Annotated in this window: 24 protein-coding genes and 1 pseudogene; 21 read left to right on the forward strand and 4 right to left on the reverse strand. The window is 40.7% G+C overall.

The genetic code is table 11. The features are described from left to right. Positions 1–62: 62 nt before the first annotated feature. Positions 63–3,359, reverse strand: a complete 3,297-nt coding sequence (locus tag NFR90_RS06290; RefSeq protein WP_251451514.1) for a hypothetical protein — start codon at positions 3,357–3,359, stop codon at positions 63–65. A 9-nt stretch (positions 3,360–3,368) separates the two neighbouring features. Beyond that, on the reverse strand, positions 3,369–4,697 hold the full coding sequence (locus tag NFR90_RS06295) for a hypothetical protein (protein ID WP_251451516.1): 1,329 nt from the start codon (positions 4,695–4,697) through the stop codon (positions 3,369–3,371). A 1,389-nt stretch (positions 4,698–6,086) separates the two neighbouring features. Here NFR90_RS06295 and NFR90_RS06300 point away from each other — a divergent pair. The 3 genes from NFR90_RS06300 (at position 6,087) to NFR90_RS06310 (ending at position 9,565) form a co-directional block, all read left to right on the forward strand. Then, a complete protein-coding gene (locus NFR90_RS06300) occupies positions 6,087–7,028 on the forward strand; it encodes an IS110 family RNA-guided transposase (RefSeq protein WP_251451518.1) in 942 nt (313 codons plus the stop codon). A gap of 974 nt (positions 7,029–8,002) precedes the next feature. Beyond that, a complete protein-coding gene (locus NFR90_RS06305) occupies positions 8,003–8,812 on the forward strand; it encodes an ABC transporter permease (protein WP_251451520.1) in 810 nt (269 codons plus the stop codon). A gap of 6 nt (positions 8,813–8,818) precedes the next feature. Beyond that, positions 8,819–9,565: an ABC transporter ATP-binding protein gene (locus tag NFR90_RS06310; protein WP_251451522.1), complete on the forward strand. Its 747-nt coding sequence runs from the start codon at positions 8,819–8,821 to the stop codon at positions 9,563–9,565. Positions 9,566–10,133: 568 nt separating this feature from the next. Here NFR90_RS06310 and NFR90_RS06315 read toward each other — a convergent pair. Beyond that, positions 10,134–10,697: an ISAs1 family transposase gene (locus tag NFR90_RS06315; protein ID WP_308645417.1), complete on the reverse strand. Its 564-nt coding sequence runs from the start codon at positions 10,695–10,697 to the stop codon at positions 10,134–10,136. 21 nt (positions 10,698–10,718) lie between these two features. Beyond that, positions 10,719–10,847: a transposase family protein gene (locus tag NFR90_RS06320; RefSeq protein ID WP_251451526.1), complete on the reverse strand. Its 129-nt coding sequence runs from the start codon at positions 10,845–10,847 to the stop codon at positions 10,719–10,721. 449 nt (positions 10,848–11,296) lie between these two features. Here NFR90_RS06320 and NFR90_RS06325 point away from each other — a divergent pair, with 449 nt between their 5' ends. The 18 genes and pseudogenes from NFR90_RS06325 to NFR90_RS06400 all read left to right on the forward strand — a co-directional run bounded on the left by NFR90_RS06325 (position 11,297) and on the right by NFR90_RS06400 (position 24,715). Next, positions 11,297–12,460 carry a nucleotide sugar dehydrogenase gene (locus NFR90_RS06325; RefSeq protein WP_251451535.1) on the forward strand — a complete coding sequence of 388 codons (1,164 nt, stop codon included), beginning with the start codon at positions 11,297–11,299 and terminating at the stop codon, positions 12,458–12,460. A gap of 59 nt (positions 12,461–12,519) precedes the next feature. Then, positions 12,520–13,530, forward strand: coding sequence for a glycosyltransferase family 2 protein (locus tag NFR90_RS06330; protein WP_251451537.1), 1,011 nt, complete (start codon positions 12,520–12,522; stop codon positions 13,528–13,530). An 11-nt stretch (positions 13,531–13,541) separates the two neighbouring features. Continuing rightward, positions 13,542–15,335, forward strand: coding sequence for a glycosyltransferase family 2 protein (locus NFR90_RS06335; RefSeq protein ID WP_251451539.1), 1,794 nt, complete (start codon positions 13,542–13,544; stop codon positions 15,333–15,335). A 1-nt stretch (position 15,336) separates the two neighbouring features. Further along, a complete protein-coding gene (locus tag NFR90_RS06340; protein ID WP_251451541.1) occupies positions 15,337–16,350 on the forward strand; it encodes a glycosyltransferase in 1,014 nt (337 codons plus the stop codon). A gap of 141 nt (positions 16,351–16,491) precedes the next feature. Beyond that, positions 16,492–16,704: a hypothetical protein gene (locus NFR90_RS06345; protein WP_251451543.1), complete on the forward strand. Its 213-nt coding sequence runs from the start codon at positions 16,492–16,494 to the stop codon at positions 16,702–16,704. A 227-nt stretch (positions 16,705–16,931) separates the two neighbouring features. Next, a complete protein-coding gene (locus tag NFR90_RS06350) occupies positions 16,932–17,261 on the forward strand; it encodes a hypothetical protein (protein ID WP_251451545.1) in 330 nt (109 codons plus the stop codon). Between the two features lie 26 nt (positions 17,262–17,287). Next, positions 17,288–17,605, forward strand: a complete 318-nt coding sequence (gene tnpB / locus NFR90_RS06355; protein ID WP_251451546.1) for an IS66 family insertion sequence element accessory protein TnpB — start codon at positions 17,288–17,290, stop codon at positions 17,603–17,605. A 234-nt stretch (positions 17,606–17,839) separates the two neighbouring features. Next, a complete protein-coding gene (locus NFR90_RS06360) occupies positions 17,840–18,565 on the forward strand; it encodes a hypothetical protein (protein ID WP_251451547.1) in 726 nt (241 codons plus the stop codon). Positions 18,566–18,604: 39 nt separating this feature from the next. Then, on the forward strand, positions 18,605–19,123 hold the full coding sequence (locus NFR90_RS06365) for an IS66 family transposase (protein ID WP_251451548.1): 519 nt from the start codon (positions 18,605–18,607) through the stop codon (positions 19,121–19,123). A gap of 54 nt (positions 19,124–19,177) precedes the next feature. Next, on the forward strand, positions 19,178–19,504 hold the full coding sequence (locus tag NFR90_RS06370; protein ID WP_251451549.1) for a hypothetical protein: 327 nt from the start codon (positions 19,178–19,180) through the stop codon (positions 19,502–19,504). Next, positions 19,501–19,695, forward strand: coding sequence for an IS66 family transposase (locus tag NFR90_RS11680; protein ID WP_353889101.1), 195 nt, complete (start codon positions 19,501–19,503; stop codon positions 19,693–19,695). The genes NFR90_RS06370 and NFR90_RS11680 overlap by 4 nt, the downstream gene beginning before the upstream one ends. A gap of 29 nt (positions 19,696–19,724) precedes the next feature. Continuing rightward, complete coding sequence (locus tag NFR90_RS06375; RefSeq protein ID WP_251451550.1) at positions 19,725–19,910, forward strand: hypothetical protein; 186 nt, start codon at positions 19,725–19,727, stop codon at positions 19,908–19,910. 684 nt (positions 19,911–20,594) lie between these two features. Continuing rightward, positions 20,595–21,686 carry an acyltransferase gene (locus NFR90_RS06380; protein ID WP_251451551.1) on the forward strand — a complete coding sequence of 364 codons (1,092 nt, stop codon included), beginning with the start codon at positions 20,595–20,597 and terminating at the stop codon, positions 21,684–21,686. A gap of 197 nt (positions 21,687–21,883) precedes the next feature. Then, positions 21,884–22,471 carry a hypothetical protein gene (locus NFR90_RS06385; protein WP_251451552.1) on the forward strand — a complete coding sequence of 196 codons (588 nt, stop codon included), beginning with the start codon at positions 21,884–21,886 and terminating at the stop codon, positions 22,469–22,471. A 771-nt stretch (positions 22,472–23,242) separates the two neighbouring features. After that, positions 23,243–23,347: pseudogene (locus NFR90_RS11685) on the forward strand (IS3 family transposase); the annotation flags it as partial. A 33-nt stretch (positions 23,348–23,380) separates the two neighbouring features. Then, positions 23,381–23,719 carry a DDE-type integrase/transposase/recombinase gene (locus tag NFR90_RS06390; RefSeq protein WP_371873865.1) on the forward strand — a complete coding sequence of 113 codons (339 nt, stop codon included), beginning with the start codon at positions 23,381–23,383 and terminating at the stop codon, positions 23,717–23,719. Positions 23,720–23,729: 10 nt separating this feature from the next. Next, positions 23,730–23,915, forward strand: coding sequence for an IS3 family transposase (locus NFR90_RS06395; protein WP_251451554.1), 186 nt, complete (start codon positions 23,730–23,732; stop codon positions 23,913–23,915). Between the two features lie 557 nt (positions 23,916–24,472). Next, positions 24,473–24,715 carry a hypothetical protein gene (locus NFR90_RS06400; RefSeq protein WP_251451555.1) on the forward strand — a complete coding sequence of 81 codons (243 nt, stop codon included), beginning with the start codon at positions 24,473–24,475 and terminating at the stop codon, positions 24,713–24,715. The last annotated feature ends 120 nt before the right edge of the window (positions 24,716–24,835 follow it).

The following is a 24,835-nucleotide window of genomic DNA, read 5'->3' on the forward strand; positions in this document are numbered from 1 at the left end:
TCGCTAAGAGCTTCGGATGTAATTCGAAGTTCATGACAGATCAGTGATGTTTAAACGGTTAATCAGCTATTGGTTACGGGGTTGATTTTTGGGTTCAGTTTCTTTTTTGAAGCGGTTTTCTGATTTCCGACGCTCGTTTGTTTAGTGCTTGTGCCGGTTTTCTTTGCGGACGTGCTCTTTTTAGCCGCGGCACTCTTGTTTGCCGAATTTGGTTTAGAAGCCGCTGCTTTTGACTGAGTCTTAGAAGGGGCAGTGGCCTTTGCAGAGGTTGCGGCTGGTTTTGCTCGTGAGGCGCCGGTCGTTCCCTTGGCCTTTGAAGAGGGAGAGCCCGATTTTGCGGCACCAGTTGCCTTCGTCGTCTTCGAGGATGTCTTGGCCGCAGCGCTGCTCGTTTTTGTGGTTTTAGCGCCGGAGGCGGTTTGCGATCCGGAAGCTGACTTTGTTTTAGAAGCGGCAGTCTTCTTAGAGGAGGCGCCGGCTGTCTTAGTCTTTGCAGGAGCGCTAGGACTTTTAATGACAGACGTTTTGACGGCTTCCTGAGCAGCAGTGCTGCAGGCTGCGTTCGCACTTTTACCGGCACTGCTTGCTGCGGATTTACTGTGAGCGAAGCCAGACGCTTTCTCGTCAGAATCGACGGACTCCTGAGTATTAAAGGATTGAGGACAATTGTTTTCAGGTTCGGCGCCGGGATCGACTTCTGCATAAACCGAGGGCAGCTCGATTGAGAATTCGTCTTGATCCTCATCCCCAAGCGCGCTTAAACCGCTGACCGCATCCGGCTCATCGTTGTACTCCTCATCTTCAGAAACATACTCTTCCCCTAATTCAGAGTCTTCAGCTAAAGCATTCTTACTAATCGCTTGAGCGTAAGACGCACTATCAGAAGCAGCAGGAGTATCGATCTTCGCTTTGAGAAGTGAAGTTGTTTCCATTTGATCGTTTGAAGACAGAGTGCTAACGGTAGTCTCTGTTTTCTTTGAGACTGCTTCAGACGAGGCAGCAGTATCCGCAGCTTTATCAGAAGCCTCGAGGCGAGCAGAACCTTTAAGGGACTGCGGGACCGGATCAAAATACAAGTCTTCATCCTTGTTCGAAGGATTAATTGTGGGCTGTTCTTTTGCAGAAACGTCAGTTGCGGCCGCATCAACAGGCGCTTTATCAGAAACCATAGACGCGGTGACACATTCAGAAGGAACAGGGCTAGAAGTCTTTGTCTGAGTTGACGCTTCTATGTCCTTATCTGTTTCTGCGGCAGCTTTGCAGACCACTCGTGTATCGGTCTTCTCCGCGTTAACAGGACTGTTAAGTTCTGTTTGAGTCACTTTGGCGGCAAGGCCGTCGGCAGAGACTTCAGACTGTGGGGAAGATAAAGTCTGACGAACTTCGGCGCTGGTCTTAGGCGCAGAAGCAGAAACTGCTTCTGCGTTCTGCGAAGCTGCGGACAGACCATTAGAAGAGCAGACAATGGAGTTCTCAGTATCACTGTCGATGCTGTCAGAACCGTAATTCGTCGGACTCTCACCCTTTAAACTGACACAGGAGCCGGCAATCTGATCAACTACGTCTTGAGACGGAGCAAACAGATATTTAAGAGAAAGGCTAAGGCGGTTCAGAATGTTAGGGAATTCAGTTTCTTCCACTTGTGATTCAGAAGCATTGCAAGAAGAGGATTCACCGGAAACGTCCGCCTTATCTTCTTCGCTGCCTGCGGCATTGGGCTTTGCATCAGAAGCGGGAGCATTAACAGAAGCAGAAGGTTCCGCAGCGCATGTCTTAACAACATCCGTTTTGCCTTCAGCCTCTTCAGGCGCTGAGGAAGGACAATTAGAAGAGGATGCTTCAGCTTCTGCAGACGTAGGATCGGACTTTTGTTCACTGGACTTTCTTTTGGGAAGAAGCTTCTCAGAGAGGCGCTTTCCTGCTCCCAACTGAATCTCGGTCGTATATTTAGCCGCTTCTTCCTTATAGCGCTTTTCGCTTTCTTCGGAATTCTTCTTTGCGGTTGCCCAGAAGATACTCGAACGCATATTCTTCTTCTGCATGCGAGCCTTTTGATCTTCGCGGCTCTTCTCGCGAAGGACGTTTAAAAATAGAGAACTAAAGAAATTGTTGTCTCTCATCGCTTTTTCAGTAAGCGGTCCCACAGGATATGCCATGCGGTGTTCCTTCGTGCAGATCGTCGCTCTTTCTTCGGCGATCTCCTGCTTAGAAATGATCGGAAGTTCACGACCCTTTGCCATCTTTTTCTTTAAAGTGCTACAGTGATCCTGATACTTTTTGAACCACTCGGAATTCGGCGCAAAATAACACTGCGGATTGATTAAGCGAAGAGAGCGAACGAATCTGGTGTCTGCGTCGGACTTTTTATCGCTGCGCGTAGTGAACATCTGACCGGAAGGTTCCAATTCAAAAATACCGCACTGGACAGCGCCGGAGATGGAATTGATGCGATCCCAATCAATTGTCGGGAAAAGCTGCTTGAGTTTGGAGTGGACCAAGTTGAAGAACTTTTCTGTGACGAAAACCTCACCTTCATAGAAATGCACATACTCCTGATGATTAGCACCGGAGTATTCGCTCAGCTCTTCTTCGAAGAGCGTGTTGATAGCGATCGCAAATACGGTTGTGAAAGAAGCGCTTCCTGCGGGACCGCTGGCTAAACGGCGCTCCAGATCTTTCTGAATGACCAGAGTCTGCGCTTGGTGAACCGCATCGGTGACGCCGCTGTAGTGCTCTTTGTAGTCACGGATATTCAGCGTGATAAAGGAATGAATACACGGGATCAAATCGTTGTCACCGCCCGCACGGATGAGTCGCCAGATGTTTTCGGAAACATCCTGGCAGACGATTAAAAGGGCGAGCGCAGAAACGTCACGGTCATTGCAGCCGCTATTGCGCAGCAAAGACAGAGTGCATCCGTCATTTCGTTTAAAGAAATCATACAGGCGCTCGGAAAAGTCAAACACGTCTTCGCTATTGGAACGCATAATGAAGGAGCGGATTAGAGCAGGGAGCGGATTATAGAAAGCCATAATCACCACTGCGAGCTTAATGGAAAGGATGGCTTGTTCTCTGTCCTTAAGTGGAAGATGGAAATAGAGAATTGTGTCTCTCAGGATATAGAGTGCCTGAGAAGCACTCATCAGCGCAAAATTAAAATAACCAAGGGGTTCTTTAAATGAATCCCCGTCAGAGAGCGGAAGCCGCTGAACCCGCCTGGCTATCGAAGAAATCAGTTCAACAGCTGTTGGCAGCGTGTCATTGTCCGCCCATGCAGAAATCATTCTCTCGAAACTGTCGAGAGAAGTGACTTCTAAAGGCAGAAGCGGCTGTAGACAAGCGGAAAGACGGTGATTCATTGAAAGACCTTAGTGCCGATGCGGATTATGTGACGTGTTCTTTAAGTGTTTTTTGTTAAAACTTCCGCAGAAGTTTTTAATCAGTTCAGAATTTTTTTCTGTTGAGGGAATTTGGTTTAAATACTTTTCACTCCATTTATCGGGAAATCCTTTGAGCGCCCAGGCGCAATAATCGAACGGGCCGTCGTGATGCGCACTTTGTTTCAAGTAATTCAGAAAAGACTGGACCTTGGAAATAATTGCAACCAGATGGTTGTTATTGATGAACTGCGGCCACAGGGATGACTGTTTTGAAGTTTTGCCAGGCTGATAATTAAAGAATGGCGAGTGTTTAAGCGTGTAAAGCGAGACCAAAGCGGCACTCTTTTCAGACAGATCGTATTTTTTCATGCAGAGTACAGCCAGACATGCAGCAAACCCCATGAAGAAATACACCGAGTCTTTATTCACAACGTTGGCAGGAATCTTTTGGCCGTAAATATTCGGCTCAACAATCGTGCGAGCAGTTCCGTCCTTCCTAATCACTTTATGTGTCAAGCTGAAGTGCTTACCCATAAGACCTTTAGAGTAGATCTTCAAAAATTGAGAGAAATCTCCTTTAAAGTACGAATCAGGGCGCTGTGACCTGGAAGATAGATTGGTATTCCAAAGCTTCATGAGGTTTATCAGTTCATTTGTGTTGAACGTCTTACTTCCTCTGAGCTTTAATGTTGAGTCCAGAAAATCGAAGCAGCCTGTAACTTCTGAACATTTAAAGTTTGAGCTTGTACAGCACTTCCAAATACGACCAGAAATTTCGTCCCAACAAGGATTGGAAAGTTCCGAGGATTCGGATTCGTTGATATGCTTCAGAAAGCGCGCCTGCAGGGAGCGCCATTGAGAGCCGCTCAAGTCAAAGAGCATCGCGCTGATCATTCTGTTGCTGCACCTGGCTTGAAGCGCATAGTATATAAATGCCCAATTTCTGACAGTGCTCATTAAACGTGAGGAGCCCTTCTTCAAAGACGGGACAAGGCGCTCGATATCGTTTTCGTATTTGTCGATGCTGACCTTGTCGTTCAAAGAATACGCGTGGATCAAGGCGTGAAGCATATGTCTTGAAGGACGCTGTTTCTTTGTTTCAACGTAGCTTACCGTCGGCAGCTCCTCGAGCTGCAGCAAGGAGAATGGAATTGAAGCGGACAAAATCATAGGACTCGTAGGTTCAAGCAGTTGCGTGGGCGGGTTTATCAGTCTGTTGTTAAATCGATACTCATATGCGATACAAAGCATGTTGACGTCCCAAATGCCGAAAATTAGGCCGGTGCCAAGACAACTTTTATTAATGTTCTGAATCATAAGGACTACCTTTAATTAATATCAAAACAAAAAAATACTGTTTATCTCAAGCTGATAAGAAATATTTAACATGTCTAATTATCGTATTTTCAAAATTATTATGGTTAATAACGATCTACTTTTGAGTATCTTGTTGCCTGTTTTGGAATGGTCGGCGGTGAAAAACACCGCCGGACATTCGCAGGTAATAAGTTAGATACACTAATAGGTAATTTTTCAAATGAGAAAGATTGTCAGCTGTATATCTTTCGACTAATGGCCGGGTGAACAGTAGGTTTTACGCCTAGCTAATATTCCGTCTTCGGATTTTCCGAGTCCGAAGATGAGGAAACATTAGTCCTGACAAAGGTTTCTCTGAGAATTACAACTCAGACTCTTGGCCGAAGTTCGGAAGAAGATCCTTTAATGTTTTCCAATCGTTCACAGCGGTCAATCACGCGATCCGGACTTTCCGATCATCATCAGTCCTCTCCGGAAACGAACTTTGTAAGTTCGCAGCCTGAGCCGGAAACAGCAGAGCTGTATCTTCGTTCATATATCTATCCTTATTACCAAGTGGTAGACAGACTGCCGATTGTCTACCCGGGTTCAAAAAAAAGTTTGCCTAGAGCAGCATTAGTTAATCGGTCGAACTATGCCGACCTTTTTTGACCTCTTGTCAGAAAATTTGCTGTTGCATTTTTCCCGAGTGAGATCGACGTGAAAGTGTTTATAAACAACTTTCGGTTGAATCGTGGTCCGAAGACTTGATTCGCTCAAGGCTCACTGTCAAGAGATGTACCTCCATTTCTCAGAGCCTCTACTCATCGAAGATAGGAGTGAATCTCTCGAGCATCGTTCACATTCATGAAAGAAAACTTTCTGTGATGACACTCGGCCGTTTCTCGTTTGTTTAAAAAAGCGAGCTTCTTTAAAACAGAGCTGCATGCAGCTCCAAGTCCCGGTCTTACGAAACAGGCTTTGTGAAATCCGAGGAGATCTAAGCATCGTTTCGCTGAGACGGCGTTTGCATCGGGGAATCCTTTTGCGCTAGCCGTCTCGCTGACGAATCGAACTGTACAGAGGGTTAGAAAAATAAAAAACAGATATTTTGGGTCAAAATTTTGAAAATTAACTTTGAATATATAAAATTCGGATAGAAGTAATTAATTGAATATTTGTAATTAAATTTTTGTAAATTGATGAATTAAAGGTTCCGCAAAATTATTAAAAATTTCATGTAATTGATTGTTAACAAAAGATAATTTATCTATCTGGAAAGGGAGGAATTATTAAATAGGGGTTAAATCTATTTCGAATTTCGTAAATTAATGACATGGAACCCCTTTGCTCCCAACGAGATCGAGGGAGCAAAATGGAAGTGATAACTTTCTCATTAAAGGTGATTCCATGTCAGTTAGTAGGATACTCGCAAAAACGATCGACCCCGACCTCGAATATGAAGTCATTGGTATTGATTTGGCCAAGAATTGTGTCAGTGCCGTTCTGTTAACAACAGATGGTGAAGTGATCGGTATTGATCGCCTTGACTATCCGGAGCTTGAGAAGAGCGCACAAGAGCTAAGCCCTACGATATTCGCCATGGAGCCGTGCACTGAAATGAATTATTTAGTCCAAAAGTTAGAGGGTTGGGGACATCGCTGCTTGGTTATCAGCGGCAAGAATGTGCGGGATTACATTGAATCTCATTTTTCAAGTCAAAAAACTGATTTAAATGATGCTCAAGCAGTGGCTTTTCTAGCCAAAGATACACAACTGAGAACGATCAAAGCCAAAGATCCGGAGCAACAAAAGTACGCGAGCTTAACAACGCTACGGGAACAATATATCAAGCAATATAGACAGACCATTGTGTCTTTAAAAGGGATTTGTCAAGCCTGGGGACTGGATATATCGAAAGGGATCAGCGGAAAAGCTCGACTGATAGACCTGATCGAGAGTTATGTGGCATTTCCAGAAGAGCTGAGAGCGGGACTTGTTGACATGGTCACACACGCTCAAACAACTCAAAAGGTCTTAAATAAAATCACTAACACTCTGGAGGAGTTAGCAAAAAACGATAAAGTCTGCCAACTAATTCAAACGATTCCAGGGCTAGGACCGATCTACAGCAGCAGACTGCGTGCAACCATCGGAGATATCAGGAGATTCAAAACTCCTAAAGATTTTCCTGCCTATTATGGCTTGGTACCGAGAAGCATTGCTACGGGGTACAACGAGAAGAAGGGAAAAATTACCCATCGAGGAGACAAAACAATGAGATCCCTAATGGTGCAAGGCGCAGGGTGTGTAGTCATTATGGCTACCAAAGGAACATTGGGGTCCAAGTAATTAACGAAGTGGATTCTAAAGAAACAAAAAGAGAAAATGCCGTGGGGAAAGCTTGTATGCGCCGTTGCTGCAAAGCTTTTACGGATTGTTAGAGCTGTTCTTATCAGCAATAAACCATACAACCCGAAAATAGCAGGGGTTGCGAAATCTTCATTGCCCAAAGGGATCTAGAGATTTAACTTACAGTTCGAGCACAATCGTCTACAACTAAGCATGAGAAAGCCGAAAGGCCCGCTCAACAGCCCGGCAGACACAATTAGCTTTACAGCCATCTAATTTTAAGGGGCACGGGCGGACTGATCTTGAAGTTCATGGTAGGCAAATAGAATCAAATGAGATTCTTGGAACAGCCTGAAGAGATTGGTAGATTGGCCTCTTCTGTATGCTGCAGCAGACGCATTTAACCTTGAACAAGATACCTAGATAATCAAAAAGTTATGGAGAGGAGTCTTGCTTCGCAAGACTAGAGAAAAACTCTACCCTAAAGTGCTTGACGATTGCCGGGGTTCCAGAGATTGTGTTTTGGATTTATGTGGTATGGTTTCTGTCTTAATAAAGTTCTGTCGTATTGGTAGAGGTCTGCTGGCTTGTGCTGTGCGGTTTCGCAGGGCGTTGAAGATTTCGCTCAAAGTCTTAGAAGGCGACTTAACTGGAGGAATCTCGATGGATAATTTGGTTAAATCGATTGAATGAAGATATTACAACGACTGATTTAGTAATCTGATGGATGAATGAAATAATTACTTTGCATAAGCCTTTTTGTGCGGGCCTGGGTGTGTCAAACGACAATTTTAGTGAATTGGTCAATGAAGTGGCCTATTAGACGACTATCCAGAATTAAATGTTGAAGTTGCGCTACTTGTTGGCGAAGTTTTTATTGTTACCCTATTACGGTTTCAGACGCTTCGCTGTCTCTGAGTCAGTTGGTTTTATAATATTATATTTCTTTCAGTTTTGTCCTAGAAGGATTTGTTGTGGCGCTTGGAACGGAATATAAAAATTGGCAAGGATTTGAAGATGTAAAGGAAGGAATTTCGGATATCCAACTTCCTCTATTACTTGCAAAGTCCGAAATTAAACGGCGCTATAGACGCTCAACTCTTGGCCCCTTTTGGATCACCATTTCAACTGCGGTAACTATTACAACTATAGGATTTATTTTTGGGAAAATCTTTAAGTCACCCCTTTCCGAATTTCTCCCCTTTATTGCTGCGGGATTAATTTTGTGGAACTTTATTTCTTCGACAATTAGTGATTCATGCGACGTCTTCGTCCAATCTGAGGCATCAATAAAACAACTTCCGTTGCCCCTGTTCACTTATGTGGAGCAATTAGTCATTAGGAACTTTTATATTTTTTTACATAACATTGTAATTTTCCCTGTTGTCTGTTTTGTGACAGGGAGAGCATTGGGTTTAAATTGTTTTCTTTCTATACCTGGCATTATTCTTGTTTTGTTAAACTTATCATGGGTAAGTTTAGCCTTAGGTATAGTGTGTACAAGATATAGGGACTTAGCGCAGATTGTGAAGAGCATTCTACAAATTCTGTTCTACGTCACTCCAATTATCTGGATGCCTAACCAAGTGTCTGCGAGGGTTGCCTCCATATTTGTTGAATTAAACCCTGTCTACCATATTTTATCTAATGTGCGAGCTCCGTTGATGAATAATCAGCCTTCCATGCTTAATTGGATTGTATCGATATTAGTGGCAGTATTAGGTTGGGCTGTAACGATAATTTTATTTAATCATTATAAAAAACGAATTGCTTATTGGTTATAGAAATAAATGGCTTATATCAATTTAAAGGATGTGACTGTGGATATCCCAATTTTTAATTCACAGGGGCGCTCTCTTAAAAAAAAGGTACTAGGTATTGCTACCGGAGGCCGTATTGGATTAACAGAATCGGGAAAAACAATTGTTCGATCTTTATCGAATATTAATCTGGAAATTAAAACACAAGTTCGACTTGGGATTATAGGCCACAACGGGGCAGGCAAGAGCACCTTGTTGAGAGTTCTAAGTGGGGTCTACCAACCTACGTTCGGTTCTGCCACTATAGTTGGAAAAATTGGTTCATTGATTGGAATTTCGCTTGGAATTGATCCTGAAGCTACGGGTGTAGAGAATATATATATTCGAGCAGCTCTGTTGGGCATTCCAAAAGAGACTGTTGACCATGAACTAGATGGTATTGTTAAATTTTCCGGATTAGGAGATTTCATTGAAATGCCAGTTAGAACCTATTCAACTGGTATGCATCTCCGATTGGCTTTTGCAGTATCAACAATGATCACTCCTGACATCCTGTTAATGGATGAGTGGTTATCAGTAGGTGATGAGAGTTTCAAAAACCAAGCTGAACAAAGATTAAACGGGCTTATCGAAAGGGCGAACATACTTGTGATTGCCAGCCATTCTAGAAGCTTAATAGAGCGATGTTGCAATAAGGTTCTATGGCTTGAAAGGGGGGAGGTGAAAATGATTGGCGATCCTAAAGAGATTTGCTCTTTATATTTTAGTAAGAAATAATAATGAAATATAAAATTTCAGCTATTTACCATAGGCTAGCTCAGATTTCGTCAGATTCAATTTATCCGGGTTCGACGCTCCAAATTTAAAGCGATAGATCATGAAATAGGCCTTCTCAATTAAGAAAGGCCTATCAGATCATCTCAAGATACACCCATTCATTGCAGCGAGCATATCTTCAACTTTGTTAAGCTAGTTTCTTAACATGGGATTTGAAGGCGCATCCATTGCGTTTTTTTCTTTTATCTGTGTTTGGATTTTTGTAGTGGAGTTAAGAGCGATATTATTCAGCATGGTCCTTCAGGCCAGGTACTAAGCATTTGTGTACTGAAGCCGATCCTGATCGAAGGCCATGTCAAGAGCCCAATGCCCTTTATTTTCAATTGCCCAGTGCTGCCGTATCGCTCTCTGCAATGCTGTCTCGACGTTTCGTCTCTCTAATCTGAGCGAGGAGATGTAGTAACGAACCTGGGATCAAGGATTTCTCCGGTGTTTTTTACAACGGTATCTGTGACGGCTTTAACAATACAGCCTTCCTCAAGGTCAACCCATCTCTTGACATTCTCTCTTAGGAGTAGATTAGGCAGCAGAACCTGCGTCTTTCGTTTGACGATTTTTCACCTTTATCGGTAACGGAGGTGGCTGCTGACTTGTAGTCATGAGATCCCAATTCAAAGACGTCACAGACCTGTTTGTAGATCAGATCCTGATTCTTTTTAAGAGCAAGACTGTAGTCAGCTTTGGATTCGATGATTTGAGCTGCAAATTCTCTTTGAGTATTCAACGCATCAGCAGTAGTAATGACTCCGCTAATGTCCAGTGTGCTGATAAGTTTTGAAGCACAGGTGATTTCACTTTTCTTCTCGGCAATAACCAGCCGGGCCAAAATGATTTCATTGTTCGTGTCCATAATCTTCAAAACATACGGCGAATGTTCGAATTTATTCCGTGAGGCTCTGACAGCTTGTCCGTCTACTGCAACTACGGGATGGGATAACCTGCTTTGAAGTATCTGCACAAACTGATTAATCAGGACGGAGTTTTTATCCTTCCCGATAATCACCGTGATATGTCTGACCGTGTCGTGAAAAATATTACTGCCCGGGTAATTCGGGAATATCTTCTTGAGCAGGGGACGGCTGTTACTCCAATATTATGCAATTTCAGCGCATGACGTCTTTCCTTCCATCGCAGCAAGAAGAATGACGCCGAAGACAATTTCAAGTGAATAAATAACCCGATTTTCATCTCTGGGGGCAGACAGTTCTTTTGCAGGAGCCACTATTATTTCACCTTTAGAGCTCTTTTTTTTCTACGCAGATCTAAAGGAACTAATTCCTCCAAGTTGGATTCGCCCTAGGGCCGCTTGCGAGAGTTTCTGTTGAAGTTCTTTGACTGTTTTTGATCTTAGGGTCATAGACGCAGACAACTCTTTGAACCTAAGACCACCCGTCCTTTCTCTTAGCTCGGATTATCGGAGTGAGTTCCTTTGGTGTCTCTGATTGAGGTCAAGCCATAATTATCTCCTAATATTGCTCTTATAGTTACACCTATATACCACGATATTAAGCAAGCTTTTTTAGATAATTAATGAATTTTTTTGAATAATTTCTTCTAAGAATTCGGATTAGTCATTCGTCAGACCTAGAGTCTAAATGTCTAATGAGCCCTTTACCCGACTTTTAGGTTACAATGACAAAATATTTAACTGATTCAAGCAGAAAGCAAAAAATGAAAATAGCTGTTTTTGGTACAGGGTACGTGGGACTGTCTCTTTCTGTACTCCTTGCTCAGAAAAATGAAGTGGTAGCAGTTGATGTTTTGGAAAAAAAAGTTGAGTTAATTAATAAGAAAATTAGTCCCATTGTTGATGCGAAGTTGCAGAGTTTTCTCTCCAATAAAAAGTTGAATCTTCTGGCTACCCTTGACGCTGAACTAGCCCTAAAAGATGCTGACTTTCTAATTATTGCGACTCCGACAAATTATGATCCTCAGACCAACAACTTTGATACCTCTTCTGTTGAACAAGTGATTTCTCTAGCATCTAATTTGGAATTTAAGGGAACGATCGTTATTAAATCTACCGTTCCTGTTGGATTTACTAACAAAATTAATACAGAAGGATATTCAAACGTTATTTTTTCACCAGAATTTCTTAGAGAGGGATTCGCATTGCAAGACAATCTCTTCCCCTCTCGAATCGTTGTGGGTGGGAATCGAGTTGCTAGCGAAAAATTTGCAAAGTTGCTTTTGGATGCAGCTGAGAAAAAAAACGTTCCTTGCTTATTTACTGGCCCTACAGAAGCTGAAGCGATAAAACTTTTTTCAAATACCTACTTGGCAATGAGGATCAGTTTCTTTAATGAGTTGGACACTTTCGCCTTGACAGAAAACCTCAATACAAAAAAAATAATAGAAGGAGTTTGTTTAGATCCGAGGATTGGCGGTGATTATTGCAATCCCTCTTTTGGCTATGGGGGCTACTGTTTGCCTAAAGATACGAAACAGCTCCTATCTAACTATCAGAAGATTCCTCAGGAACTTATTGGTGCAACAGTTGGCTCAAACCGAGTTAGGAAAGAATTTATCACTCAACAGGTTATCAATTTAAATCCTCAAGTAGTTGGAATATTTAGACTTGTCATGAAGAGGAATTCTGATAATTTCAGGGAATCTGCAATTTTTGATATTATCGAAAACCTGTCCAAAAGAGGCATAGAAATTATTATTTATGAGCCTACGCTAAGATCTACTTTGTATCAAGGGAAAAAAGTTCTCCAGGATCTATCTCAGTTTAAAAAAGTATCAAATGTTATTTTAGCAAATAGATGGGATCATTCATTAGAAGATGTACGTTATAAAGTCTATACAAGGGATGTGTTTTATACCGATTAAATGGCAATTCTCTGTATATTGCATTTTTCCTATATTTAGATTTTATAGAGGTACTTAACTTGTTTTCCCAATATAAAGTCACCGTAGTTATCCCTTACTTTAACAGTGAGGCTTATATAAGAAGGTGCCTAGAGTCTGTCATTTCACAATCTCTGACAGATATTCAGATAATCTGTGTTGACGATGGCTCTACAGATAATTCAACGAATATAGTCAGTTCGATAGCAGAAAATGATGAGAGAGTGATTTTGCTTTCTCAGCCAAATGGAGGGGCGGGAAAGGCCAGAAACTTAGCTTTCGATTACATTAAAGGAGACTATGTTCTTTTTCTTGATGCAGACGATTTTCTTTCCACTGAAGCATTGTCAGAGGCTTTTTCCCTGGCCATAGAAGACAATTCTGATGTAGTGGTTATGAAGAGTTATGCATTCGAAGATGGGGTTGAAGAAAATTATTGGACGCAAAAAAACTGCATTAGATTTGATTTACTTCCAAGAGAACGTAAATTCAAGCTGAGTGAAATAAGAAAAGATATTTTTTCAGCTTTTATTTGGTGGCCATGGGATAAATTAATTAAAAAAGAACTAATCAAAAAAAAGTCTCTTTATTTTCAGGAACTAAGGACAACAAATGATTTGTTGTTTGTGTTCTCTGCAATGTTCCTAGCATCTTCCATTTCCATAACAAAAAACTCTCTTGTTTTTCATAGGATCAGTTCGAGCTCACTTTCTGTAACAAGGCAGAAGTCGTGGACAAATTTTATTCAAGCTTTAATTGCTGTCAAGGATTTTCTTTTCAGGGAAAGGGTTTATTGTCGTCTTGAGCGGGATTTTCTTAATTATGTGATGACTTTCACGGTTTGGCAATTTTGTTCGCTACCTTTTAGTTCAATGCCAGGAGTGAAGTTACGATATCTCCCTCTTATCGAAAATTTTTTTGGAATAACAGATAAACAGTCCTCATTCTTTTACGATCAAAATAAGTTTGCAATTTTCTTAATTATCACCGGAAAAAAAAGAGAGCCACGCCTCATTATCAAAACCTTACTTAAAAACTTTAAATATTTTTAGGCTTGATCTAAATGAAAGAAAAACCTCTGGTATCCATAATTATTCCTGTGTATAACTCGGCTCCTTTTATTGAGAGGTGCCTGGAATCAGTTCTACTTCAAGATTATGAGAACTTAGAAATTATCTGTATCGATGATGGCTCCACTGATAAGAGTCTTGAATTGCTTAAGGCTTTAAAAGAACGTGCTCCTAATCTAGTGATATTAGAGCAAGACAACAAAGGTCCGGGAGCAGCCAGAAACCTTGGCTTAGATAAGTCTTCAGGAGAGTTTGTTTGCTTTCTAGACTCTGACGACAGAATCAGTGAGAACTTTATCAGTGAGTTGCTCTGTCTTGCTCTTCGAACACGTTCTGATATAGCTGCCACCTCGTCAGTTTTGTTAGATTATGGGAACTATCTTAAAGAGAAAGATGTTGGTCTCCCAAAAAATTTCGTAGGAGAGCTTTTTTCTTTAGAGGATCGTGCAAAGATCGTTCGTACAACTGGAGTAAGCTGTAACAAACTTTACAAGAAGAGTTTTCTTCAGAGTAACAATATCTTTTATTTGACATTGAATTCACCTTCTGAGGATAACTATTTCTCAATTCCTGCGATTTTTCTAGCAAATCAAATTGCAGTTACTTTTAAATGCTCCTATTTTTACTTACAACATAGCTCCTCAATCACAAAAAAGATAATTTCATATCAATCCTTGGATACTTTTTTAATTTATTCGCTCATATTCCAACGGATGAGCCTTCTTCCATTACGTTGGGACGCTCGAAAGATAATTTTGAAAACTATCTCTGAAAGGCTAGAGATTGATGCTAGCTATGTAGAAAAAAAATTAGAAAATAATTTTCTTCCTTACTTTAAAAAACAGAGAGAACTAACTCTCAGATCACTGGCAAACTCGATTCAGCTTGTCAATAAGCAAAAACAACGAGAGCCTCAAATCATTATCTCTTTAACTTCTTATCCCAAAAGAATTAAAACAGTTGATAGAGTTGTGAATTCTATTCTGCATCAGACCGTTAAACCAGACAAAATTATTTTATGGTTAGCCCAAGAAGAGTTTCCAGACAAAGTCATCCCAGAAGAAATCGAAAGATTGCAAAATAACATTTTTCAAATTAGATGGTGTGACAATCTTCGTTCATACAAAAAATTAATTCCCGCTTTGATAGATTTTCCGGAAGAAATTATCATCACAGTTGATGATGACGTTATTTATCCACCAAATTTAATCGAGGTTCTTTATAGGTCTTACTTAAGAGAGAGAGAGACGATTCACTGCAACAGATGTCACTGGATTAGATTAAAAGAAGGTAAGCTCTTATCTTATCAAGCTTGGAAACAACAGCATGAATTCAAAGCCTCTAACGCTTCTTACCTTAACTTCTTAACTGGACTTGGCGGAGTTCTTTACCCGCCTCATTGTCTCGACAAAAAAGTTTTTGATCGAAGCTTATATGAAAGACTATGTCCTACTGGTGATGACATCTGGTTTTGGGCTATGGCTGTCATGAATGGAACAAAAATTAAACGTCCAAAAGAGTCCATTAGAACTTTTGAATTTATAGAAGGCTCCCAGGATAGCTCGTTATGGGATTTAAATAAATTCAGAAATGATTCGCAATTGTCGGCAGTCATGAACGAATTTCCTATTTTACAAAACAGACTAATACGTGACAAAATAACAACGGAACCGTTAGATACAAATAAATTACTTTTACGGATTAAAAGGATTCTCTTAAAAATTTTCCCACGAGGAAGTAAAACATATATTTTTCTTAGAACTGTATATACCTATATATTTAAATAAAATGGATTTAACAATTCTTATACCCTGCTATAACAATGCACTCTATCTCGAAGATGCTTTAAATAGTCTGAAAGATTCTCGCAGCTTGGATAGTCAATCCTTCAAGATAATCGCTATTAATGACGGTTCTAAAGATAATTCATTAGATATCCTAAAAAAATTTATTAAAATAATGCCGAATCTTTCGATAATAGATAAGGAAAATTCAGGCTACGGGGACTCTTTAAACATTGCACTACGGCAGGTTAAGACTAAGTATGTAGGCATATTGGAACCTGATGACTTAGCGTTTGTTAATGGTTTTGCTACGCTACTATCTGCTGCTGAAAAACATGATCTTGATATTTGTAGAGGGTACTACATTTCTTTCAATCAAAAGAAAGAATGGAATTGTAAAAAAAGTTGGATCCCTAACGATAAAATTTTTTCTTCGAAAGAAGTCTTAGAGGTATTCATTGGAGGACCTTCAATTTGGTGTGCAATATATAAAACTGATTTTTTAAAAAAAAATCAAATTGAATTTCTTACAACTCCTGGAGCAAGCTTTCAGGACACTTCTTTCGCTTTTAAGTGTTACCTAAAGGCGTCTAAGATCATGTTTATAGATACTCCAATTATCAGATATCGTACAGATAATGCAAATTCCTCTGTTAATAGTAAGGAAAAAGTTGACTTTCTATGTAAGGAATGGGCAGAAATTATTCGATATTTTGAAAAATACGGATCTAACTCTATACGGATAAAAAAAGCCTTGCCTATTCTTCAGAATGGCTCATATCAATGGAATCTTGATCGTTTAGATTCGGATCATAAAAAAGATTTTGTTTTTCTATGGTCTTGTGAAATTAAAAAATTCATAAAAGATGGATATGTAAGTTGGAAATGGACACCTATTCAGTTGTGGTTTAAATTTTTCTTGCTGGCAAAGTTTCCCACTTTGTTCTACTATCTTCATAAGAACTTAAATTTTCAAACTCATCCATCCTCTCTAAAGAAAATCTCAATCTCCTCCTAACAGTAAGAATTTTTAAGGAATCTCTGAACAGATGCTCTATAACTAGCTCACTACTAAATGCGAAGTGAGAGGCTTATTGCATAAGTTAAATTTTTTAAATTTCTCTACATACTGGTCTAACGTACTTTAACGGAGGACAAAATGGCTAGATTTTCTTGGGTGCACTATGAAGCCCTGGTTCGAGGAGAGCATCTTAATAGCACCGAGGTGTCGGATAGACTAAGACGGGAAACTGGCAAGCGGATTCATCCTAAGACTATGGAGCAGAACCTTCCCAGCATGGTGAACAACTACTTCAAAGAACAGGCCGCAGTCAGTGTTTACTCTGGAGTCGACTGCAGCGGATTCCAATGAGTCAGCCGTTCTTAAATATCGAGTAGGCAGCATTGAATTTGAGTTTCACGCCGGCAATGCCGCTGACGTTGCTGTTGCGCTGCTTAAAACTATTCTGCAGGAGCGGAGCAAATGAACATTTTGTTCAAAGAGAGCTCTCGTGTGTCATTGGTAAGCGTCTCATCGCATAATTTTAATTTTTAAAACCTCGCCACATACTTGTCTAACGTACATTAACGGAGGACAAAATGACGAGATTTTCTTGGGCGCACTATGAAGCCCTGGCTCGAAGAGAGTACCTTAACAGCACCGAGGTGTCGGAGAGAATAAGACGGGAAACCGGCAAGCGGATTCATCACGATATTGTGGAGCAGAACCTCCCCTGCGTGGTGAACAACTCCTTCAAAGAACAAACAGCAGTCTGTGTATTTACATTAGAGTCGGCGGCAGCGGATTCCAATGAGTCAGCCGTTCTTGAATATCGAGTAGACGGCATTGAATTTGAGCCTCACGCCAGTAATGCTGTCGAGTCTGCTGTTGCACTGCTCAGAACCATTCTGCAGGAGCGGAGCAAATGAACATATTGTTTAAGGAGAGTTCTCGTGTGTCATTGGTTGTAACGCCGACGGATCTGAGAGGCTCTTTCCAAAAACTGTGCAGTATTGCTCAGACGATGATGAACATTGATGTCATGAGCGGCAGCGAGACTGTCGTTTTTATCTCAAAAAGTGCCAAGCTCTGTAAGATCATCACGGCTGACGAAAGAGGTTCTGTGGTGATCGTACGCCGGCTGAATAAAGGCACGTTTGAAAGGATCATGGTTAAAGTGGAAGACGGCAGTGCTCAGCTGCTAAGTGTTTATGAACAGGAGCAATACCTCAACGGCATAAGACTTTACGAAAAATGCTCTCGATACTGGTAATATAAAACTCAATAAAAATCCCGATGTTAGCGGGTTTATTTTTATATAAATTGAATAAATAATATCAATAATTAATTATTATAAACAATGGAAAATATTTTTTTACGATTGTTATATAGTATAATACCCATATGCATTAGAACGGTATTTTAAAGAGTGACTATAAACCTCAATAAACTCTCTAAAGAAGAATATCTAGAGCTAGTGAAAAGGAAAAATCAAGAGCTTGAACAAATGGGCGGTCGTTTGCAAGAGCAGACAAAGCGTCTTGAGGAGAAAGATCAGCAGCTTGCTCAGCAGGCTTCTACGATCACGGGGTGCGTTCGCATGGGCACCGGCATCGTCAAGATGGTGGAAATCGCGAAGAAGCATAAGGATGAGCTGCTGCGTCAAATCAAAGAACTGATTATTTATCCGGAAGACGAAATCGGAAGGACTGCAATCGACTGTGTCTATGAGCTGATTGTGGAACAGCTAAGGCTTATCACTGAAACGAATCGGCTCACTCAGCAGCTCTACGGAACCAGTTCCGAAAAAACGCCTCAGGAAATTACAAAGCAGGTTAAGGAAGCGCTCGAGGAAATTAAACTCAGCCGTTCGGTAAAAAACAGTCGTGACAGACTTATTAATCTCAATAAGCTCACTAAAAGAATTAATGTGCTCTCGGCGGACCTTCTTGACGAGACATTGAAACAGAGCATCGCGGTTGCCGATAAAACAGAAAAGATGCTACCGGCACCGCAGACGTTCTCATTGAAGAAACACGGCGGCAAAGCCAGCAACAGTAATGAGCTCTCGGTTAAGCCGGCTTCCGTCCTCAGCGCTGCCGCTCTCGAACTCTGTCCGCTGTGTCACTCCAAAAGCATGTCGGTTCAGGAGGTGATGCTTAAACTTAAAGGCGAGCTTACCGATACGATCGACAACGTTGAAAAGATCGGTCAGCTGTCGGTCGCTTATTAGACGTTCTTCTGTGAAAAGTGCGACAAAGTCCATGTGCAGATGGATGAGAAGCTGGACTTCCCCATTGTGCCTGGCAGACAGATCAGTGCTTTATCCATCATGGAGTTCAATCGGCTTATGTGCATCGGGATGCCTCTGGACAGATCATTCAAACTCTTTGAAAAGTATGCGAAACTTGGCTCCAATACCGTATCCTACAGTCTGAACGACTACCACTTCTTCTATCACAAGCCGCTTTATCAGACTCTGTTAAAGATAATGAAGACTCAGCGGACACTTATTGTTGATGAAACACCCTTCAACTGCCTGCAGGATCAGGGGCGAGGACGACTGGCAAAGGATGCATCTGAAGATCGGGACATCAGCCCTAAAAACTACATTCTCTGTACAATCAGCGCTCCTGCTGAGAAGAATCCGATCGCGCTCTATCACTGCCAGCGCAGCCGCAACGCTAAGAGTTTGAATGACTTTATCTCTGCTGACTTCAAAACTGAAGTTTTGGTGACTGATGCCTACAGTGGATACGATACGCTTGTCAGACAGCTGAATGAGTCATGAGATAAACCCATCGTGCATCAGAACTGTTGGGTTCACTTGCGCAGAGAACTTCTCATGGTCATTCTTCCGAGTGAAATGCTCAAAGAGATCGGCAACATCCCCGAAGAGCAATTTGATCAGGCCATTGAGGAGGCGTTCAAAGACAACGCCCGGTTTTTAAAACTGTGGAAAGTACAGGAAACAGTTAATCAGCTCTTTAGGATACAAAACATTAAAAATTCCTCTGCCGAACTGCTGTGGCAGCGCCGATCGTTGGCGGATATGATCGACTTAATAGTAACGAAAAGCTTGTTGAGCGCAAAGGCTGCAAATGGGTCAAGTGCAGTCACGATTCAATTGCCAAGGTCTGTGTTTATTACAAGAACGCCAGAGAAAAGCTGAGAACCTTCCTCGACTACGAGGACATCCCACTGTTTACAAATAAAGTAGAAAACGCGATCCGTCCGATCACTATCCTACGTAAGAACTGCCTGTTTCAGCACTCTCCGAAGTATATGGAAGGCATGTGCATGGCTTACTCAACCTGGAGACTCTCAAAAATAATAAGGTCGAGAGACCGGAGATCTGGCTGAGGAGATACTCGCAGGAGCTCTTCCGCCATATGTGCGAGAAAGGGCTGACGCAGCAGTGGAAGAATACTGGAGTGCCTGCCACATCCTTCTCAATTAAAGATCCGAAGAAAGGACAGGAAGATAAAGGCGATCCCCGCAATGCCTTCCTGCCTGAGAATCTTGCCGAGGGCTTTGACTTTGATGCTTGGGCGAGCTCAATCTTTAAAAAAGACTAAGTCGAACGCTAATCCTAATTAGTTGTTAAAGAGCATTTGCTGGACGATAGAAATATCGTTCAGCAAATGCTAGCCCCGCCTATCTGAAATAAAATCAAGCGATGAGACGCTTACGATTCCCGACTGCTTTTTCTCCGGATTCCACTAGTTCTTATATCCATAGACATAAGTGGAGTCACCTTTTCGAAAGGAGGAAAGGCAGAAGTAATCTTCGGAAAGAGTTTTTCTATGAGTTATAAAAGTCTCATATTAAATGATATTGACTACGTCAGCTGGAAAATTCCTAAGAGTCAAGGCTAACTATCTAAATTTCTGTGAATATTTTGACTGAATAAAAATCTCAGAGCTATGCTACGGGCGTTTGATCCCACAAATATTGATTAACTTAGCGATTAAAGACTATTTCCAAATATATAAAGGTATTCCACTAAGCTTGCAAGAATTGATTAAAATTGCGGTGGAGTGAAGCAACTTATCAGGACAACGGTTAAGTTATACTTCTTCGATCGTTACTAATCAAAAAATTGCTAATTTGTATAGATTTATTAAGTTAAAAATTAAAAATATATTTATTGTTTAATATAAATAACTAGATTAAAGGATATTAAAATACAATGTAGAAAAATATTTATCTAAGTATAAAATCTTTGCTAATATATATTTAATATAGGATCAAAATAAAATATGGGAAGAAAATTAAATTATATTGATTACCTTGTTGTTATATCTTGTATATCCGTTGTGTTGTTACATGCAAATGGTGTTTTCTGGAGACATCCAGCTGGCCGGCTTTGGATAACTTCATCACTTATTGAATGTATTTTCTATTTTGCGGTACCAATTTTTTTTATGATAAGTGGTGCTACATTGATGAATTATAGAACTAGATATAACTCGAAGGAGTACCTAATTAAACGAATCAGACGAACTCTCATTCCTTATTTGTTCTGGTCCTGTTTTGCTGCTTTACTCTTTTTAACATTTAATAAGTATGGCCAAATTTTCAGCCTAGATTCTGTGAGAGGATTTGACTATTCAGTTATAGTTAGTCTGATTATCAATATAATAAATAATAAGTTTATGGGTGTTTATTGGTTTTTTCTTCCCTTATTTGTCTGTTACTTGTCAATAATAATTCTATCGAATTTCTCAAAAAATTATAAAATACTATACTTCATTGCAATTTGGATTTTTATAGCACAATTTGTTTTACCATTCTGTGCTAATTTATTTCAACTAAAGATTAATCCAGTCTTGACTTCAAGTCCTATGGGAAGTGGATTCGTACTATTTGTTATTCTTGGCTGGATTTTATCGAAAAATCAAATATCAAATAAATACAAACTAATTTTTTATCTTTTAGGCGTTATTTCATTTTTTTTGAGATTTACTTCGCTTATGCTTAGCCCAGAATTTCCAGCTCCGATTAATAGACTCTTCAGTGGATATCTAAATATTACAACAGTTTTTTACTCAGTAGCGATTTTTATTTTAGTCAAAGATGTTTCTCCTCTGATTGAAAATCTTATTAATACGATTTCGCGTAAAAATATAGCATTAGGTAACATGATACTAAGTGGTTTAGTAACAATACGAGATTGTTCCCTTGGAATCTATTTGCTTCATGCTTATTTCACTTCTAAGCTGGTTCCTTTCCTGGGTGTTAATACTTCATCTATTTACTATAGAATATTTGGAGCTTTGCTAATAGTTTGCGTATGTTGTATTCTTACTTTAGTGATCAAAAAAATTCCTTTTTTGCGTCATACTGTCTGAGAATTCAGAAAATATTTACTTTCAATCACAATTGAAAAAATTCCATTTAAATATAAAAGCCTGTAATTCCAATGTAAGTGTCTAATTTGTTACGCGATAAATTTAAATTGAACTGCCCCTGAAAATGTTACGCGACAAATTAAAATAGCGTAAAACGAACTGGCCTCTGAAAATACGGCACTTGGCAAGGAGGCATCTTGGCGAGGAAGATATTTTCTCTTGAGACCAAAAGGTTGGTTCAATCCTTATTCGATGAAATGAAGAAGTATCGAGAGATTAAACAACTATCGGGCGTTCCGCAAGATATTTTGCGTTTATGGAAGGCTAAATCCCTCTTGAGCTGTGATTGGATTGCCATCGAAGAGCGACAATCTCCGCTTTCCAGCATTGAAAGAGAAGAAATAGTTAAGCTGCATGGTCAAGGCCTGTCCTGTACTAAGCTTGCAATTCAATTTGGCGTTTATAGAGGTACTATAAAGTCCGTCATAACCCAGTCCCGAAAGAACGAGATATCCAAAAGGGCCATATCTCGGGCTTTCGCAAGTTCTATTTCGACACAAGTTATTGAAGGGAAGTTTCGTTCCTCGCTAAAGGCAGCTGAGTTCTATGGTCTGGAACCACGTTCGTTTCAACGGTGGGTTAAACCCGAATTAAAAAATCGCAAAGGACGTGCAATAGTTGGAGATAGCAGCAGATCCGGAGACGAGCATATGCGCTACTCAATTACGTCTGTCTTAGCCTATACATTTGCAATTAAAGAGTGGATTACTTGGGAATTATCCTAATCGTGGACACGTAATCTTAAGCGTGGACACTTCATGAAATTAAATTTGTAAGTTAATAAATAATATGGCGGCATCCTTATCGTGGGCAGTCGTCTGTAATGTGGAAATCATTCAAATCTTCCTAGATTTCTTTGTAGATATTATTCTTTAATTGTCCCCTGGGTTCAAAAAACAAAAGGTTAGAAAGCCGAACGGAACTCCAAACTCAACCTTCTGTCGCAATGCACAATATTGAGTTGTTGTTGATCATTGCATAGCAATCATTGTATTGAGTCTGAACAATTTCATTTACACCGATGGTGATAAATTGGTCTAAACAAAAATGAAACGATCAAAAAATGCTTAGGCCGTGTTTCTATGACTTAGTTTTTTTGTGAAATGGGATAGGGATGAAAATTAAGAAAAGTCTTCAAGAGAAAGGGGCCTTGCAGAGTGTCTACGCTGAAGATTACGAGAGATTTAAAGTTATGAAAGAATGAAGTTCGTTTTCGTGTTTTAGGCTTGAAATTTTGGTGTCCACGATAAGGATTATGGTGTCCACGCTGCGGATAATTTCCAGACTACCAAAAACTTTAATTTAAAGGACCACTCTGAATCAAATATTGTCTCAATCGTTGAGTCTTTAAAAGGCAAAGGAGCGCCAATAAAGGAGGCCTGCTCCTGGCTAGGAATCCATCGGAGCACGTTTTACAGGAAACGGCAAGAGCTGAAGAAGATGATCCTTTAGTCACTCAGATTTCAGAGCTCTAAAAGCGCCGTAATTTTGCTTACGGAGCAAAGCGAATGGCGGTGTATTTGAGCAAACTAAATGGCTTTGCCATTAACCATAAACGCGTCGCCAGACTCATGAGGCTGCAAGGCTTAAATTCAAGAGTCCGCCCAAAGCGCAGAATCCATTACAAGACCGAATTGCTTGAGCCTGTTCAGGAACCTTTGTACAATGTGCTGAAACGGGATTTCTCTTCATCTGGACCGATGACAAAACTTGTCACGGACATGACTTTTGTCCCGGCAAGAGAGAGCTGGGTTGTGCTGAGCACGATCAAAGATTTATTTAACCATAAGATAGTTGCTTGGGAAACTGGTTCGAGTGCAGCACAGCAATTGTTAAATAAGCTTCCGACGAAGGAAGGGCTGCTGCCATCATATTGTGTCATCCGCAGCGATAGAGGTGGAACCTACACAAGTATGTCTTACGTGAAAGCGGTGAGAACGTCCGAGCTACTCCAGAAGAGGAATTTGCCTTGACAACGCAAGCATGGAAACGTTTTACGGGCATATGAAAAGTGAAATGTTCCGTAGAATGACTCCGCAGGAAAGAATAGAGCAGACGAGAGCAAAGGCTCAGGAAATCATCGATGACTACATCACGTGGTACAACACAGAGCGCATTCAACGCTCTTTAGGGTATGTATCGCCGGAGGAGTTCAAAGGCAGCATGTGATTCCGGATACCGATTGATATCCGGCTAGTTAGCTACGAAAAGTGAGCGCAAAAACCGCAGCGTTAGGGGGAGATTTTGTCTTTCAGCTACGTTTTTAGACACCCCCCCCCTTTTTTTTTTTTTTTTTTTTTTTTTTTAACTCATAGGAAAATACAATAGAAAATAGCAGAGCTTGTTGCATGTAAGGTAAAATCTAAAGAAATCCTACTTGTTCTACTACTTTTACGAGCTAACTGTCGCAGTCTATGGGGTTAGTTCATTCAACGGGTCACTAAACTTGTCGTTTGACAATGCTTGTTTGCACACTATTCGAACCCTTGGAATTAAAGAATCTCTGAATAAAGTGTTCGGTCAGAAAGATGCGGATAATCTTGTTCTGCTTGCTATTTACCAATATCTTGAGGCAGGTTCGTGTAAAAATCTGAGCGAATAGCTTCCGAGTGTCTGGCTGCCCACCAATACGCCTCTCTCCTCTCAAAGGATTAGCGAGCTTCTCTCTCGTATAACAAGAAAGCAGATCACAGAGTTTTTTAAACAGATTTGATAGAAACTGTCAATTGTCCAAGGATGCAGGCAATGACGGATACCGCTTTATCGCGTTGGACTCTACGGCAATTAGTTCTTACTCGCAAACGAGTGAAGACGCTGTGTACGGCCATGCCAAACAGGATCCGGAACTAAAACTGGTTAATTACACGCTGGGCGTCGACTATTTCAGCGGCGAGGTCGTATATGTCTACGAAAGCGAGGGTTCCATCACGGATAAAACCTTATATCCCAACTTATCCCAACTTGCTTGAGAACATGAAAGCAAACGGCTTTGATCTAAACAAAACAGTTCTGATAACTGATCGGGGATACGAAAGTCTCCATAATATACAGACTGTTATTAACGAAAATTTATCTTATATCTGTGCAGT

This window comes from Parasutterella muris, from assembly GCF_943193095.1.
In the GTDB taxonomy this organism is placed as follows: Bacteria; Pseudomonadota; Gammaproteobacteria; order Burkholderiales; family Burkholderiaceae_F; genus Parasutterella; species Parasutterella muris.